Raw genomic sequence first — 14,530 nt, 5'->3', positions numbered from 1 at the left:
CATGGACTTCATCCTCATGCTCACCCGCGCCGACCGCACCGTCTCGGACTGCCTGCGGGCCCTCGACGCCGTCGCGGACTCCGGCATCCGGCACATCGGCTTCAAGGACATCGGCGCCGACCACAGGACACTGCACCACCTGACCTCCCGCATACGTGACGTGGGAGCCATCAGCTACCTGGAGGTGGTGAGCACGAGCCGCGACGCGGCGCTCGACTCCGCGCGCGCGGCGGTCGATCTCGGCGTGGACCGCCTGATGGGCGGCACCTGGGTCGAGGAGACGCTGCCGCTGCTCGCCGCGTCGGACATCGACTACCTCCCCTTCGTCGGCGTCCCGGTGGGGCACCCCACCCGCCTCGACGGCACGCCCGAACGGATCGCCGCCGACTGCCGCCGGGCTGAGGCCGCGGGCTGCGCCGGTGTCGATCTGCTCGCCTACCGCACCACCGGCGACGACCCCCTCTCCCTGGTCCGCGCGGCGCGCGCGGCGACGCCCGGGCGGCTCGTCGTCGCGGGCAGCATCACCGGCCCGGCGCAGATCGAGGCGCTCGCCGCCGCCGGCGCGGACGCCTTCACGGTCGGCTCGGCGCTCTTCGACGGCAGCGTCGACCCGAATGCCGCCACTCTGGCCGCGCAACTCGCCCCCATCCTGACCGCGGCCGCCACGACAGGCCGGGCCCACTGAGCCATTGGTACAGTCACCGTGATCACCGCTCCGCGACGGCGGGCCGACGGAGAAAGGGGCCGACGGACATGGCCGTGGACCAGCTCGACACCCGTATCCTGCGACTCCTCCTGGAGCAGCCGCGCACCAGCGTCCGCGAGTATGCCCGTATCCTCGGCGTCGCCCGCGGCACCCTCCAGGCACGGCTCGACCGCCTGGAGCGCGACGGGGTGATCACGGGCGTCGCCCCTTCCCTGTCCCCCGCCGCGCTCGGCCACCCGGTCCTCGCGTTCGTGCACATCGAGGTGACCCAGGGCCACCTGGAGGACGTGGGGGACGCTCTCGCGGGGGTCCCCGAGATCATCGAGGCGCACTCCATCACCGGCGGCGGCGACCTCCTCGCCCGGGTGGCGGCCCGCGACGCCGGACACCTGGAGGACGTCATCCAGCAGCTGAACCGGGTACCGGGCGTGGTCCGTACCCGTACCGAGGTGGGGCTGCGTGAGCGGGTGCCGCACCGGCTGCTGCCGCTGGTCGAGGCGATCGGCCGGGCGGCGGCCGCGGACCGCAAGTGATCGTCGGGGCTTCGGTTCCTGCATGCTGGAAGGCATGAGCGACCACTCCCCTCACTTCGGCGACACCGCGGTCGTCTTCGATCTCGACGGCACCCTCGTCGACAGCGAGCCCAACTACTACAAGGCGACCCTGGGCACCCTCGCCCGCTACGGCGTCACCGACTACACCTGGGCCGACAACGAGGCGTACGTCGGGATCTCCACCCTGGAGACGATCAGGCTGTGGAAGCGGCGGTACGGCATCGGGGCGCCCGACACGGAGCTCCTCGACGACCTCAACACCCGCTATCTCGACATCGCGCGCGCCGACACCCACGTGTTCCCGCAGATGGGCCTCTTCGTCGACCACCTGCATGCCGCCGGGGTGCCGATGATCGTCGCGTCGGGGTCGTCGCCCGAGGCCATCGAGGCGATCCTCACCGGCACCGGCCTCCTGGCGAAGCTGCCGCTGTACGTGTCCGCGGACGAGGTCGACCACGGCAAGCCCGCCCCCGACGTGTTCCTGGAGGCGGCGCGGCGCCTGGGCCGTCCGGCGTCGCACTGCGTGGTCCTGGAGGACGCGGCGCCCGGTGCCGCCGCGGCGCACGCGGCGGGCATGCGCTGCATCGCGCTGCCGTATGTCGCGGCGCAGGCGGACGATCCGGCGTTCACCACGGCGGACCTGCTGTTCAAGGGCGGTCAGGAGGAGTTCACGGCGCGGGCCGCGTGCGACTGGCTCGAGCGGTCAGCTCCGTCCTCCTGATCTGTCCGGTGGGCTGAGCACGGCCCCGCCGGCGTCGGTGTCGGTGTCCCGGCGTTCGGGTGTGTGCCCGAGGCCGAGAAGGTGGCGGTACATGGCGCTGACGTCGCGGACGGCCGTGTCGTACGTGTCCGGGTGCTCGGCGACGAGGCGGGCGAACTCCACGCTCATGCCGCCGACGGCGCGGGACAGCGTGAGCGGGTCGACGACGGGGCGGGCCCGGCCCTCGGCCGCGACGCGGCGCACGTAGCGGGCGGCGCGGCGGACCGGCCGCTCGCGGATCTCCTCCCACAGGGCGCGCACCTCGTCGTCGGTGCGGGCCTGTTGTTCGACGAGGGTGAGCAGCGGCAGGTGGCGGGCGTAGGCGGCGATGAACGCGCCGGTGGAGGCTTCGGTGACCGCGGCCACGTCGTCCGTGTCGATGCCGGGCACGTCCTGCGCGGCGAGGAACGCGTCCCGTACGCGCGCCGCGAGGACCCGGAACACCTCGTCCTTCGACGCGAAGTACACGTAGAAGCCGGCCCGGGAGATCTCGGCCCGTGCGGTGATGTCGGCGATGGTCGTCGGCCCGTGGCCGAGCCTGCCGAAGACTTCTTCGGCCGCGTCGAGCAGCCGTCCGCGGGCGGGTGCGTCGGTGCGGTCGCGAGCCGTGCGGGTCGCCCACTCCTGTCGGGTCTGCTGTCTGCGTGCCACAGCGCCAGAGTATTGACGTTGACGTCAGTGTCAATGAAGGTGGCGGGACCCGTTCATCACGACTTCCGGAGGGCTCATGGGATCCGCCGCCGTACTCGTCGCCCATCGCGGGGAGATCGCCGTACGGGTACTGCGCGCCGCCGCCGAGCTGGGGCTGCGCACGGTGGCGGTGCACGAGCCTGGCGACGACGGCCATCTCCAACTGGCCGACGAGCGCGTCCCCTTGGCGCCCGGCGGGTATCTCGACGCGCAGGCCCTGGTCGCGGCGGCGCGCAGGACCGGGTGCGCGTTCCTGCACCCGGGATACGGCTTCCTGAGCGAGTCGGCGGACCTGGCGCGGCGGTGCGCCGACGCGGGCGTCGTCTTCGTCGGTCCATCGCCGGAGGTGCTCGCGCTCTTCGGCGACAAGGCGCGGGCCCGTGCGCTCGCCGTGGAGTGCGGGGTGCCGGTGCTGCCGGGCACCGAGGGCGGGAGTGGCCTGGACGAGGCGCGGGCGTTCCTCGCGGGCGGTCCGGTGATGGTGAAGGCGGTGGGCGGGGGCGGTGGCCGGGGGATGCGCGTGGTGCGCACCGCCGCGGAGCTGGACGACGCGTGGGAGCGGTGCGGGTCCGAGGCTCAACAGGGTTTCGGGCGGCCCGAGTTGTATGTGGAGCGGCTGTGGGAGGGGGCCCGCCACATCGAGGTGCAGATCGTCGCGGACGGCCGCGGGGAGGTCGGGCATCTGTGGGAGCGGGACTGCAGTGCGCAGCGCCGCCATCAGAAGCTGATCGAGATCGCCCCGGCGCCCGGCCTCGACCCGGCCGTGCGGGACGCGCTCGTCGGCAGTGCGCTGCGACTGGCCCGCACTGCCGGATACACGGGGCTCGGCACGGTCGAGTTCCTCGTCAGGGACGGGGAGTTCGTGTTCATCGAGGCCAATCCGCGGCTCCAGGTGGAGCACACGGTGACGGAGGAGGTGACGGGCGTCGACCTCGTCGCAGCGCAGCTGCGGATCGCGGCGGGTGAGTCGCTCGCCGATCTGGGTCTTGCGGGGCCGCCGCCCGCGCCGCGCGGTGTCGCGGTGCAGGTGCGGGTGAACGCGGAGGTCACGGGGGCCGACGGGACGGTACGCCCGTCGGCGGGGCGCATCACCCGGTTCGATCTGCCGGCCGGGCCGGGCGTCCGGGTGGACACGGCGGCGCGGGCCGGCACCGAGGTCGGCACGCGCTACGACTCGCTGCTGGCGAAGGTCGTCGCGCACGCCCCCGGCTTCCCGGCGGCCTGCGCGCGGGCCCGGCGGGCGCTCGACGAGTTCACGGTGGAGGGCGTGCGCACCGGAATCCCCTTGCTCCGTGCGGCACTTGACCACCCCGGCTTCACGGCGGGCGGCATCGACACCGGCTTCGTGCGGCGCCATCTGGCCGAGCTGACCCCGGCCGAGGAGCCGGCGCCGCAGGCCTCCCCCGGCATCGTGACCGCACCCATGAGCGGCACGGTCGTCGCCGTCGAGACGGAGCCGGGCAGGACCGTCGCCGCGGGGGCCACGCTGCTGGTCCTGGAAGCGATGAAGATGGAGCACGTCGTGCGCGCTGAGCAGCCCGGCGTCGTACGGGAGGTGCGCACCCGTGTCGGTGAAACGGTCGCGGAGGGCGCCGAGTTGGCGTTCCTCGACGTGACCGACGAAGGACCGGCGCACAGCGTGACGGTAGAGCGTCTCGACCCGGACGCCGTGCGGGACGATCTCGCACAGGTGGTGGCCCGGCACGCGTTCGGGCTCGACGAGAACCGGCCCGAGGCCGTCGCCAAGCGGCACGCGGCGGGGCGCCGCACGGCCCGCGAGAACATCGACGACCTGTGCGACCCCGGGACGTTCACCGAGTTCGGGGCCCTCGCCGTGGCCGCCCAGCGGCAGCGGCGCACCCTCGACGACCTGATCCGCTCGACGCCCGCCGACGGCATGGTCACCGGCACGGGCCGGATCAACGGCTCGCCCGCGGTCGCGATGTCGTACGACTACACGGTCCTGGCCGGGACGCAGGGCCTCAACAACCACCGCAAGACGGACCGGATGCTGCATCTGGCCGAGCGGCGCGGACTGCCCGTCGTCCTTTTCGCGGAGGGCGGCGGCGGGCGGCCCGGCGACACGGACACCACCTCCGTCGCGGGCCTGAACGTGATGACGTTCCATCAGATGGCGCGGCTCAGCGGCAGAGTGCCGCTCGTCGGCATCGCGTCGGGCCGCTGCTTCGCCGGGAACGCGGCGCTGCTCGGCTGCTGCGACGTGGTGATCGCGACGCCCGAGGCGAGCATCGGTATGGGCGGCCCCGCGATGATCGAGGGCGGCGGCCTCGGCGTGCACCGGCCCGAGGACATCGGCCCGCTGTCGGTCCAGGTGCCGAACGGTGTCGTGGACCTGCCGGTCGCGGACGAGGCGGAGGCGGTGCGCGCGGCCCGCGCCTACCTCTCGTACTTCCAAGGAGAGCGAGGGAGTTGGGAGGCGCCGGACCAGCGGCTGCTGCGGCATGCGGTGCCCGAGAACCGGCGGCGCGCCTATGACGTGCGGACCGCGATCGACGGGCTCGCCGACACGGGTTCCGTCCTCGAACTGCGGCGCGGCTTCGGCGTCGGCATCGTCACGGCACTCATCCGGATCGAGGGCCGGCCGATGGGCCTGATCGCCAACAACCCGGGGCACCTGGGCGGCGCAGTGGACCGGGACGCCGCCGACAAGGCCGCCCGCTTCCTGCGCCGCTGCGAAGCGTTCGGCCTGCCGGTCGTCTCGCTCTGCGACACCCCGGGGTTCATGGTCGGCCCGGAGGCCGAACGCACCGCCACCGTACGGCAGTTCGCGGAGCTCTTCATCGCGGGCGCCGGGCTGTCCGTGCCGCTGGTCTGCCTCGTGCTGCGCAAGGCGTACGGGCTCGGCGCGATGGCCATGATGGGCGGTTCGACGCGGGCACCCCTGGCGACGGCGGCGTGGCCGAGCGGCGAGTTCGGCGGCATGGGCCTGGAAGGCGCGGTGCGGCTCGGCTACCGTCGCGAGCTGGCGGCCATCGCCGATCCAGCCGAGCGGGAGCGGGCGTTCGAGGCGCGGGTCGCCGAGATGTACGAGCACGGGAGGGCGGTGAACGCGGCGGCGGCCCTGGAGATCGACGCGGTCATCGACCCCGCCCAGTCCCGGAGTTGGATCATTTCGGCGTTCGCCGGCAATTCACCGATGCTTTGACAGCCGTTCATCCGGGTACTCGAACGATCATGCGAATCAGTGTGGTGGATGTCGGGTCGAACACGGTACGGCTCGCGATAGCGGACGCACGGGACGGTGCTCCGCTGCCGGTGCACACGGCCAAGCGCCGCTTGCGGCTCGCCGAGGAGGTCGACGGGGACCGGAGACTGGGTCCGCGCGCCGTGGAGCGGATCGCGGACGCGGTCACGGCGGCGTTCGCGGAGGCCGAACGGTGGGGCAGCGACGAGCCGTTCGCCTTCGCCACGGCCATCGTGCGGGACGCGCCGAACCGGGACGAGGTCCTGGATGCCGTCGAGGAGAGCACGGGCGTACGACTGCGGATCCTGCCCGGCGAGGTGGAGGCCGAGCTGACGTTCCTCGCCGCGCGCCGCTGGATGGGCTGGCGGGCGGGGCCGCTGGGCGTCCTGGACATCGGCGGCGGCTCGCTCGAAGTGGCCTTCGGGCGGGGCAGGATGCCGGAGTTCGCGATCTCGCTGCCGCTCGGCGCGGCCCGGCTGACCCGTGAGCACCTGCCCGAGTTCGAGCCGCCCACCGAGGACCACCTCAGGGCGCTGCGCCGCCATGTCCGCCACCAGCTCAGGGACGTGGCGGCCCGGATCCGCTGGGAGGGCCCGCTGACGGCGGCGGCCACCTCCCGTACGTTCACGCAGCTGGCCCGGCTGTGCGGGGCGGCTCCGGGGCGCCACGGCCCGTTCGTGCCACGGCAGTTGACCCGCAAAGCGCTGCGCACGGCGATGACGGAGCTGGCGGCGCTGCCCGCGGACCGCCGCGCCGAACTCCCCGGCATCTCCGCGCCCCGGGCGTCCCAGTCCCTGGCGGGGGCCCTGGTCGGCCACACGGCGATGAAGCTCATGGGCATCCGCGAACTGACGGTCTGCCCCTGGGCGATCCGCGAGGGAATCCTGCTGCGCCGCATAGAGGGCGACACGGACTGGTGGCACGGAAGAACCCATGAACTCCCCGCCCGCCCCTTGCGCCTGGCGAGCAGCACAGCCCCCTAGGGGCGCGGGGAACTGCGCGAGCAACCACAGCCAAGGAGCCACCCGGCACACAGCGAGCAACCCCCACGGCGCGGGCCCCCGGCTCAAACCCCCCGCACCATCTCAATGGCCCGCCCCAACGTCTCCAGCCGCTCCCCGACCGTCTCCCCCGCGGGATAGAGCCGCACCGTGTCCACCCCCGCGTCCCGCCACACCGTCAACCGCTCCCGCACCATCGTCTCCGTCCCGATGAGCGTCGTCGCCAGCACCATCTCGTCGGTGACCAGGGCGGCCGCCCCGTCCCGGTCGCCGCCCTGCCACCGCTCGCGGACCGCCGCGGCGACGTCGGCCCACCCCTGCCTGCTGTAGGCCTGGTTGTAGAAGTTCGTCGACGCGGAGCCCATTCCGCCGAGGCTGAACGCGAGTTCCTTCTTGCGGCTCGCGACGATCTCCCGCAGCGCGTCCTCGTCCTCGGCGAAGTTCACCTCGGCGCCCTGGCAGATGTCGAGGTCGGCCCGGGTCCGGCCGACGGCGGCAAGTCCCGCGTCCAGGTGGGCGAAGTACGCGTCCTGCGCCCCCTCCGGCACGAAACTCGTCCCGAGCCACCCATCGGCCACTTCACCGGTCAGCCGCAGCATCTTCGGCGACAACGTGGCCAGATAGATGGGGAGTTCATGCTCGGCGCGCATCGAAAGGCGCATCGGCCGCGCCTCGCCTCCGGGCAGGGGAATCGTGAACTCCCGCCCCTCATAGGCGAGTTTTTCACCGGCCACTGCCATGCGCACGATCTCCACGGTCTCCCGCATCCGCGCCAGCGGCCGTGCGAACGGAACCCCGTGCAGCCCCTCGATCACCTGCGGCCCCGACGGGCCGAGGCCGAGCAGGAAGCGGCCCTCGGAGAGGTTCGACAGGGTGATGGCGGCGCGCGCGATGGCGGCCGGGGTACGGGTGGCGAGCTGGATGATCCCGGAACCGAGCAACATCCGGTCCGTGCACGCCGCCAAGTAGCCGAGTGCGGACGGCGCTTCGGAGCCCCAGGCCTCGGCGACCCAGCAGATGTCCAGGCCGAGCTTCTCCGCCTCGGTCACGAAGTCGACCGTCTCCCGCCAGTTCCCGCCGGACGCCTCGATCGTCGTCGACGTGCGCATCAGCGCGCCTCCCCTTCGGCAAGGGCCTTCAGGGCGTCGAGCGTCGCGCCCATGTTCCGCTCGAACTCGCGCAGCCGTACGTACACGATCTTCTGCTCCTTCTCCGGCATGCGGTCGATGGCGTACGAGAGTCCGGAGCGGCCGGGGCCGAGCCGCATCCACTGCGTCAGCCCGGTCGCCCCGTCTTCCTCCTCGGTCAGGGTGAACCGCCAGACGGCGCTGGGGAGTTCGGGCTCCCCGACGGCCCAGGCGAACTCGCGGGGCGGCTCGCACGCGATGACGTACGAGGTGGTCTCCCACGTACCGAACGAGGGGTGCTCGCTGCGTCCGACGAACCGCGCGCCCACGCCGCGCGTCTCGTCCGCCCACGCGACCGCGCACAGTTCGTCGCTGAGCCGGGGCATGAGGTCGATGTCCGACACCAGCTCCCAGACCCGCCGCGGCGGTGCCTCGATGCGGCGCCGCACCTCGACGGTCGGGGCATCCGCGTATCGCGCGCCGGTCCACTCCATCGTGGTCCACCTCTCTCCGAATAGGCTGTGACCTTGAGAGTTTCGTAGATGGACTCACTGCGTCAAGAGGTTCCCCGGCCCGGTGCTCGTCGTGTCAGCGGGTGAACCGCTCCCGGATGTCGGGGCGTTCGGCGAGCCGCGGCGGATAGCCGGGCCCCCTGCGCGCGTGGGTGTCGTCCGCCGTCATCGGCTCGCCGCACGCGCCGCAGACGACCGCGGCCTCGCTCTCGTGGCCGCAGCGGTCGTGCTCGAAGACGACGGGTGCGCCCTCCTCGCCGGAGAGCCAGCGGTTGCCCCACGCGTTCATCGCGGCGAGCACGCCGAAGAAGTCGCGGCCCTTCTCGGTGAGGACGTAGTCATGGCGCACGGGGGCCGTCTCGTAGGCGCGCTTCTCCATGAGACCGGCCTCGACGAGCCGCCGCAGCCGCTCCGCGAGGGTGGTGCGGGCGATGCCGAGCTCCTGCTGGAAGACGTCGAAGCGGGTGATCCCGTAGAACGCCTCGCGCAGCACGAGCGGGGTCCACCAGTCGCCCAGGAGGTCCATGGTGCGGGCGATGGAGCAGGGCCAGTCGGCAAAGGATGTGCGCCTCATGCGGCCAGGATACGGAGGGCGCGCAAGTGGGTCCTCGTACGAGACTCAGCAGCCAGTCGCGCTTTTCCGTGGGACGTGACGTTCGCCATGAACGGCGCGCGGCCCTTGCTGGCGGCCCGGTCGGGCTGATCAGCTGGAGCGTCCGCAACGCACCGAGCTGGAGGCCCTGTTGTTCACTTCCGTGGACGATGTCACCGCACGCCTGGCCGGCACCGGCTATCTGGCCTCGCCCGCGGTGGCGACCACCGTCTTCCTGGCGGCCCGGCTCGGCAAGCCGCTGCTCGTCGAGGGCCCGGCCGGCGTCGGCAAGACGGAGCTGGCGAAGGCCGTCGCCGCGATCAGCGACGCGCGCCTGATCCGCCTCCAGTGCTACGAGGGCGTCGACGAGAGCCGCGCCCTGTACGAGTGGAACCACGCCAAGCAGCTCCTTCGCATCACGGCGGGCCGCGACGAGACGTGGGACCAGACGCGCACGGACATCTTCAGCGAGGAGTTCCTGCTGACGCGGCCGCTCCTGGAGGCGATCCGCGGCGACGACGCGAAGGTCCTGCTCATCGACGAGATGGACAAGGCCGACGTGGAGGTGGAGGGGCTGCTGCTCGAAGTGCTCTCCGACTTCCAGGTGACGGTGCCGGAGCTGGGCACGATCGAGGCCACGCGCCGCCCGTTCGTCGTACTGACGTCGAACGCGAGCCGTGAGCTGTCGGAGGCGCTGCGCCGCCGCTGCCTGTTCCTCCATATCGACTTCCCCGACGAGGAGTTGGAGCGGCGGATCGTCTCGCTGAAGGTCCCGGAGCTCGACGCGGTGCTCGCGCAGTCCCTGGTCCGGGTCGTGGGCGCGCTGCGCGCGATGGACCTGCGCAAGGCCCCTTCGGTGGCGGAGACCGTCGACTGGGCACGCACCCTCCTCGCACTCGGCGCGGACCGGCTCGACGAAGAGGTCGTACGGGCGTCGCTCGGCGTCGTCCTCAAGCACCAGGAGGACGTGAACAAGGCGGCGGCCAAGCTCGATCTGGACGCCGTGTGAGCGGCCCTTCGGTCGCGGACCGGGTCACGTCCCTGGTGCGGGCGCTGCGCACGCACGGCATCCGGATCGGCACGGGCGAGAGCGTCGACGCCGCGCAGGCGGTCGCCGCTCTCGGCCTCGACCACCGCGAGCACCTGCGCGAGGGGCTGGCCGCCGCGCTCCTGCACGACCAGGGCCAGCGTCCCGTCTTCGACCCGGTCTTCGACCTGTACTTCCCGCGCGGCATCGGAGCGCCCGACGCCCGCCAGGGCGGCTTCGACCGCGACGACCTGCGCGAGCGCCTCGCCGATGCGCTCGCCGCCAACGACCGTGCCGCGATGGCCCGGTTGGCGGCGGAGGCGGTCGACGGGCTCGGCGGCTACGACGCCAACGGCTGGTCGTCGCAGCAGACCCTCGACCGGCTGCGCCCGCAGACGCTCCTCGCTCAGATCATGTCCGGCATCCGGGCGGGCGGCGGCCGGTCCGGTGAGTTCACCGACCGCATCGAGGCCGACGAGATCCGGCGGCGCATCGAGGAGTTCCGCGCGCAGGTGCGCGCCGAAGCGCGGCGCCGGGTCGCGGAGGCACGCGACCGCGACGAGATCGCCCGCCGGATGCCCGTCCAGACCCCGGACCGCACCCTGTTCCTGTACGCGGGCAAGGAGCAACTGGCCGAGCTGCGCAGGACAGTTCACCCTCTGGCCCGCAAACTCGCGACGCGGCTCGCGGCCCGCAGGCGCCGCGCCGCGCGCGGGCAGATCGACCTGCGCCGCACGCTGCGCGGCTCGCTGTCGACGGGCGGCGTCCCGATGCGCCCGGTGCTGCGCAGGCGCCGCCCGGCCCGCCCCGAACTCGTCCTGCTCTGCGACGTGTCGGGCTCCGTGGCGGGGTTCGCGAACTTCACGATGCTGCTCGTCCAGGCGCTGCACGACCAGTTCAGCAAGGTCCGCGTCTTCGCCTTCGTCAACCGGATCGACGAGGTCACCGACCTCATCGCCCGGGGCACCGCCGACCCGGAGGGCCTCGGCGCCCGGATCACCGAGGAGGCGACGCTCACCGGCTGGCACGGCAGCAGCGACTACGGCACGGCGCTCGGCGAGTTCGTGGAGCGCTACGAGGCCGCGGTCGGCCCGCGCACCACGGTGTTCGTCCTCGGCGACGCCCGCAACAACCAGCAGGACCCGAACCTGCCGGCCCTGCGCCGCATCGCCCGCCAGGCCCGCCGCGTCCACTGGCTGAACCCGGAGTCGCGGGCCCAGTGGGACACCGGCGACTCGGCGGCGGGCCTGTACGGGGACGTCGTCGAGATGTACGAGTGCCGCAACGCACGGCAGTTGAGCGCGCTGGTGGGCCGGCTCCTTCCGGTGTGAGCCGGCCCGTTCACCGGCGGCTCACGCCCCGACGTACTCGGCCAGGTGCTGCCCCGTGAGGGTCGACCGGTCGGCGACGAGATCGGCCGGGGTGCCCTCGAAGACGATCTGCCCGCCGTCGTGCCCGGCGCCCGGACCGAGGTCGATGATCCAGTCGGCGTGGGCCATCACGGCCTGGTGGTGCTCGACCACGATGACCGACTTCCCGGCGTCCACGAGCCGGTCGAGGAGCCCCAACAGCTGCTCCACATCGGCGAGATGGAGCCCCGCGGTCGGCTCGTCGAGGACGTAGACGCCGCCCTTCTCGCCCATGTGCGTGGCCAGCTTGAGACGCTGACGCTCCCCGCCGGAGAGGGTCGTCAGGGGCTGGCCGAGGGTGAGGTAGCCGAGGCCGACGTCGGCGAGCCGCTCCAGGATCTTGTGCGCGGCCGGGGTGCGGGCCTCGCCCTCCCCGAAGAACTCCTCGGCCTCCGCCACCGACATCGCGAGGACCTCGCTGATGTCCCGGCCGCCGAAGCGGTACTCGAGCACCGACGCGTCGAACCGCTTGCCCTCGCAGTCCTCGCAGGTCGTGGACGTGCCGGCCATCATGCCGAGGTCCGTGTAGACGACGCCGGCGCCCTTGCAGGTGGGGCAGGCGCCCTCGGAGTTGGCGCTGAACAGGGCGGGCTTGACGCCGTTGGCCTTGGCGAACGCCTTGCGGATCGGGTCGAGCAGACCGGTGTACGTGGCCGGGTTGCTGCGCCGCGAGCCGCGGATCGCGCCCTGGTCGACGGAGACGACGTCGGCGCCCGCCGGGATCGACCCGTGCACGAGCGAGCTCTTGCCGGAGCCCGCGACACCGGTGACGACGCAGAGCACGCCGAGCGGGATGTCGACGTCGACGCCGCGCAGGTTGTGCGTGGACGCGCCGCGGATCTCCAGCGCCTCCGACGACGTACGCACGCTGTCCTTGAGGGAGGCACGGTCGTCGAAGTGGCGGCCGGTGACGGTGCCGCTCTTGCGCAGCCCCTCCACGGTCCCCTCGAAACAGACGGAACCGCCGCCCGTGCCCGCGCCGGGACCGAGGTCGACCACGTGGTCGGCGATGGCGATGGTCTCCGGCTTGTGCTCGACGACGAGGACCGTGTTGCCTTTGTCGCGCAGGCGCAGCAGGAGGTTGTTCATGCGCTGGATGTCATGCGGGTGCAGCCCGGTCGTCGGCTCGTCGAAGACGTACGTGACGTCGGTGAGGGAGGACCCGAGGTGGCGGATCATCTTGACCCGCTGCGCCTCGCCGCCGGACAGGGTGCCCGAGGGGCGCTCCAAAGACAGATAGCCGAGCCCGATCTCGACGAACGAGTCGAGGGTGTCGACGAGGTTCTCCAGGAGCGGCCCGAGCGAGGGCTCCTTGATGCCGCGCACCCACTCGGCGAGATCACTGATCTGCATGGCGCAGGCGTCGGCGATGCTGATCTTCTTGATCTTCGACGAGCGGGCGCCCTCGCTCAGCCGGGTGCCCTCGCAGTCGGGGCAGGTGGTGAAGGTGACGACGCGCTCCACGAAGGCGCGCACATGAGGCTGCAACGCGTCGACGTCCTTGGCGAGCATCGACTTCTGGATCTTGGGGATCAGGCCTTCGTAGGTGAGGTTGACGCCCTCGACCTTGATCTTGGTGGGCTCCTTGTAGAGGAGCGCCTGGAGCTCGCGCTTGGTGAACTTGCGGATCGGCTTGTCCGGGTCGAAGAAGCCGCAGCCGCGGAAGATCCGCCCGTACCAGCCGTCGACGCTGTAGCCGGGGACGGTCAGCGCGCCCTCGCTGAGCGACTTGCTGTCGTCGTAGAGCTGCGTCAGGTCGAAGTCGGTGACCGATCCGCGGCCCTCGCACCGCGGGCACATGCCGCCGGTGCGGCTGAAGGTCCGCTTCTCGGCGCGCGTCCTGCCGTCCCCGCGGTCGACGGTGATCGCGCCGGCGCCGCTGACCGATGCGACGTTGAAGGCGAAGGCGCTGGGCGGCCCGATGTACGGCTTGCCGAGGCGGCTGAAGAGGATCCGCAGCATCGCGTTGGCGTCGGTGGCGGTGCCGACGGTGGAGCGCGGGTCGGCGCCCATCCGCTGCTGGTCGACGGTGATCGCGGTGGTCAGGCCGTCGAGGACGTCGACCTCGGGGCGCGCGAGCGTCGGCATGAAGCCCTGCACGAAGGCGCTGTACGTCTCGTTGATCAGGCGCTGCGACTCGGCGGCGATCGTGTCGAAGACCAGCGAGCTCTTGCCCGATCCGGAGACCCCGGTGAAGACGGTCAGGCGTCGCTTGGGGATCTCGATGCTGACGTCTTTGAGGTTGTTCTCGCGCGCGCCGTGCACGCTGATCATGTCGTGACTGTCGGCGGCGTGCGGCTCGGTCGAGGTCCGGGTCGTCCTCTTGGCCATGCTGGTCTCGTCTCCATCTGTCGGGCGCGGCGGGCTCACGGAGCAGTATCGCCGGGTTGCGGCGCGGCGGCGCGGGCACGGCGGGATCGTCCCGGCCGGCCCGCGCGGGGCGGCGTCAGGCCGCCTGGTTGATCCGGATCAGGTTTCCGGCGGGGTCGCGGAAGGCGCAGTCGCGGATGCCGTACGGCTGCTCGGCCGGCTTCTGCACGACGTCGGCGCCGGCCGCCTCGATCCGGGCGTACGTGGCGTCGAGGTCGGCGGTGGCGAGGACGAGCCGGGCGTAGCTGCCCTTGGCCATCATCTCGACGATGGTGCGGCGCTCGTCCTCGGTGATGCCCGGGTCCAGGGCCGGCGGCTCCAGGACGATCGACGTCTGCGGCTGTCCGGCCGGGCCGACGGTGATCCAGCGCATCGCGCCGGAGCCGACGTCCTTGCGGATCTCGAAGCCGAGGATGTCGCGGTAGAAGGCGAGGGAGGCCTCCGGGTCGTCGTGCGGGAGGAAGGTCCAGTGGATCGTGAGGTCGCTGACGTTGCTGTCGTTGGTGTCCATGGCTTTCACGCTAGGCAGGGCGCCCGGCCCGGGGCTTCTCGAATCCTGATCGATGCGCGGCGGCGT

At 72.3% G+C, this 14,530-nt stretch carries 13 protein-coding genes; 7 read left to right on the top strand and 6 right to left on the bottom strand.

Annotated elements, in window-relative coordinates; translation table 11 throughout:
- Position 1 precedes the first annotated feature (1 nt).
- From AB0L37_RS29925 to AB0L37_RS29915, 3 genes are all read left to right on the top strand, one after another.
- Positions 2-685: a hypothetical protein gene (locus AB0L37_RS29925; RefSeq protein ID WP_365512154.1), complete on the top strand. Its 684-nt coding sequence runs from the start codon at positions 2-4 to the stop codon at positions 683-685.
- Between the two features lie 68 nt (positions 686-753).
- Complete coding sequence (locus AB0L37_RS29920; RefSeq protein ID WP_365512151.1) at positions 754-1,239, top strand: Lrp/AsnC family transcriptional regulator; 486 nt, start codon at positions 754-756, stop codon at positions 1,237-1,239.
- A gap of 34 nt (positions 1,240-1,273) precedes the next feature.
- The gene (locus AB0L37_RS29915; RefSeq protein ID WP_365512148.1) at positions 1,274-1,981 is read left to right on the top strand and encodes an HAD family phosphatase; all 708 of its coding nucleotides are present in this window, start codon (positions 1,274-1,276) and stop codon (positions 1,979-1,981) included.
- Here the strand turns inward: AB0L37_RS29915 and AB0L37_RS29910 are convergent.
- The gene (locus tag AB0L37_RS29910; RefSeq protein WP_365512145.1) at positions 1,964-2,671 is read right to left on the bottom strand and encodes a helix-turn-helix domain-containing protein; all 708 of its coding nucleotides are present in this window, start codon (positions 2,669-2,671) and stop codon (positions 1,964-1,966) included. The genes AB0L37_RS29915 and AB0L37_RS29910 overlap by 18 nt on opposite strands.
- 76 nt (positions 2,672-2,747) lie before the next feature.
- On the opposite strand from AB0L37_RS29910, the gene AB0L37_RS29905 reads away from it, so the two are divergent.
- Positions 2,748-5,876, top strand: a complete 3,129-nt coding sequence (locus AB0L37_RS29905; RefSeq protein ID WP_365512142.1) for a carboxyl transferase domain-containing protein — start codon at positions 2,748-2,750, stop codon at positions 5,874-5,876.
- A 29-nt stretch (positions 5,877-5,905) separates the two neighbouring features.
- Complete coding sequence (locus AB0L37_RS29900; protein WP_365512139.1) at positions 5,906-6,898, top strand: Ppx/GppA family phosphatase; 993 nt, start codon at positions 5,906-5,908, stop codon at positions 6,896-6,898.
- Between the two features lie 83 nt (positions 6,899-6,981).
- Here AB0L37_RS29900 and AB0L37_RS29895 read toward each other — a convergent pair whose 3' ends face one another.
- The 3 genes from AB0L37_RS29895 to AB0L37_RS29885 all read right to left on the bottom strand — a co-directional run bounded on the left by AB0L37_RS29895 (position 6,982) and on the right by AB0L37_RS29885 (position 9,129).
- Positions 6,982-8,025: an LLM class flavin-dependent oxidoreductase gene (locus AB0L37_RS29895; protein WP_365512136.1), complete on the bottom strand. Its 1,044-nt coding sequence runs from the start codon at positions 8,023-8,025 to the stop codon at positions 6,982-6,984.
- Entirely contained in the window at positions 8,025-8,537 is a 513-nt protein-coding gene (locus AB0L37_RS29890; protein ID WP_365512133.1) for an SRPBCC family protein, read from the bottom strand. The genes AB0L37_RS29895 and AB0L37_RS29890 overlap by 1 nt, the downstream gene beginning before the upstream one ends.
- Positions 8,538-8,631: 94 nt before the next feature.
- Complete coding sequence (locus tag AB0L37_RS29885) at positions 8,632-9,129, bottom strand: helix-turn-helix domain-containing protein (RefSeq protein WP_365512131.1); 498 nt, start codon at positions 9,127-9,129, stop codon at positions 8,632-8,634.
- Positions 9,130-9,295: 166 nt separating this feature from the next.
- Between AB0L37_RS29885 and AB0L37_RS29880 the strand changes: the two genes are divergently transcribed.
- Entirely contained in the window at positions 9,296-10,156 is an 861-nt protein-coding gene (locus tag AB0L37_RS29880; protein WP_365512350.1) for a MoxR family ATPase, read from the top strand.
- Positions 10,153-11,505 carry a VWA domain-containing protein gene (locus tag AB0L37_RS29875; protein WP_365512129.1) on the top strand — a complete coding sequence of 451 codons (1,353 nt, stop codon included), beginning with the start codon at positions 10,153-10,155 and terminating at the stop codon, positions 11,503-11,505. Before AB0L37_RS29880 ends, AB0L37_RS29875 begins: the two co-directional genes overlap by 4 nt.
- 21 nt (positions 11,506-11,526) lie before the next feature.
- Here the strand turns inward: AB0L37_RS29875 and AB0L37_RS29870 are convergent, their stop codons facing one another.
- Positions 11,527-13,914 (bottom strand): excinuclease ABC subunit UvrA, encoded by a 2,388-nt coding sequence (locus tag AB0L37_RS29870; protein WP_365512126.1) that lies wholly within the window; start codon positions 13,912-13,914, stop codon positions 11,527-11,529.
- A 115-nt stretch (positions 13,915-14,029) separates the two neighbouring features.
- Positions 14,030-14,464, bottom strand: coding sequence for a VOC family protein (locus AB0L37_RS29865; protein ID WP_365512123.1), 435 nt, complete (start codon positions 14,462-14,464; stop codon positions 14,030-14,032).
- Positions 14,465-14,530 lie beyond the last annotated feature (66 nt).

The organism is Streptomyces sp. NPDC052225 (assembly GCF_040679615.1).
Taxonomy (GTDB): Bacteria; Actinomycetota; Actinomycetes; order Streptomycetales; family Streptomycetaceae; genus Streptomyces.
Note: the sequence above shows the minus strand (reverse complement) of the source record. Positions and strands in the feature narration are given on the sequence as shown.

Excerpts from the sequence above, each read along its gene's own strand:
- AB0L37_RS29925 (WP_365512154.1), top strand. The coding sequence starts at position 2 with ATGGACTTCATCCTCATGCTCACCCGCGCCGACCGCACCGTCTCGGAC.
- AB0L37_RS29920 (WP_365512151.1), top strand. The coding sequence starts at position 754 with ATGGCCGTGGACCAGCTCGACACCCGTATCCTGCGACTCCTCCTGGAG.
- AB0L37_RS29915 (WP_365512148.1), top strand. The coding sequence starts at position 1,274 with ATGAGCGACCACTCCCCTCACTTCGGCGACACCGCGGTCGTCTTCGAT.
- AB0L37_RS29905 (WP_365512142.1), top strand. The coding sequence starts at position 2,748 with ATGGGATCCGCCGCCGTACTCGTCGCCCATCGCGGGGAGATCGCCGTA.
- AB0L37_RS29900 (WP_365512139.1), top strand. The coding sequence starts at position 5,906 with ATGCGAATCAGTGTGGTGGATGTCGGGTCGAACACGGTACGGCTCGCG.
- AB0L37_RS29895 (WP_365512136.1), bottom strand. The coding sequence starts at position 8,025 with ATGCGCACGTCGACGACGATCGAGGCGTCCGGCGGGAACTGGCGGGAG.
- AB0L37_RS29890 (WP_365512133.1), bottom strand. The coding sequence starts at position 8,537 with ATGGAGTGGACCGGCGCGCGATACGCGGATGCCCCGACCGTCGAGGTG.
- AB0L37_RS29885 (WP_365512131.1), bottom strand. The coding sequence starts at position 9,129 with ATGAGGCGCACATCCTTTGCCGACTGGCCCTGCTCCATCGCCCGCACC.
- AB0L37_RS29870 (WP_365512126.1), bottom strand. The coding sequence starts at position 13,914 with ATGGCCAAGAGGACGACCCGGACCTCGACCGAGCCGCACGCCGCCGAC.
- AB0L37_RS29865 (WP_365512123.1), bottom strand. The coding sequence starts at position 14,464 with ATGGACACCAACGACAGCAACGTCAGCGACCTCACGATCCACTGGACC.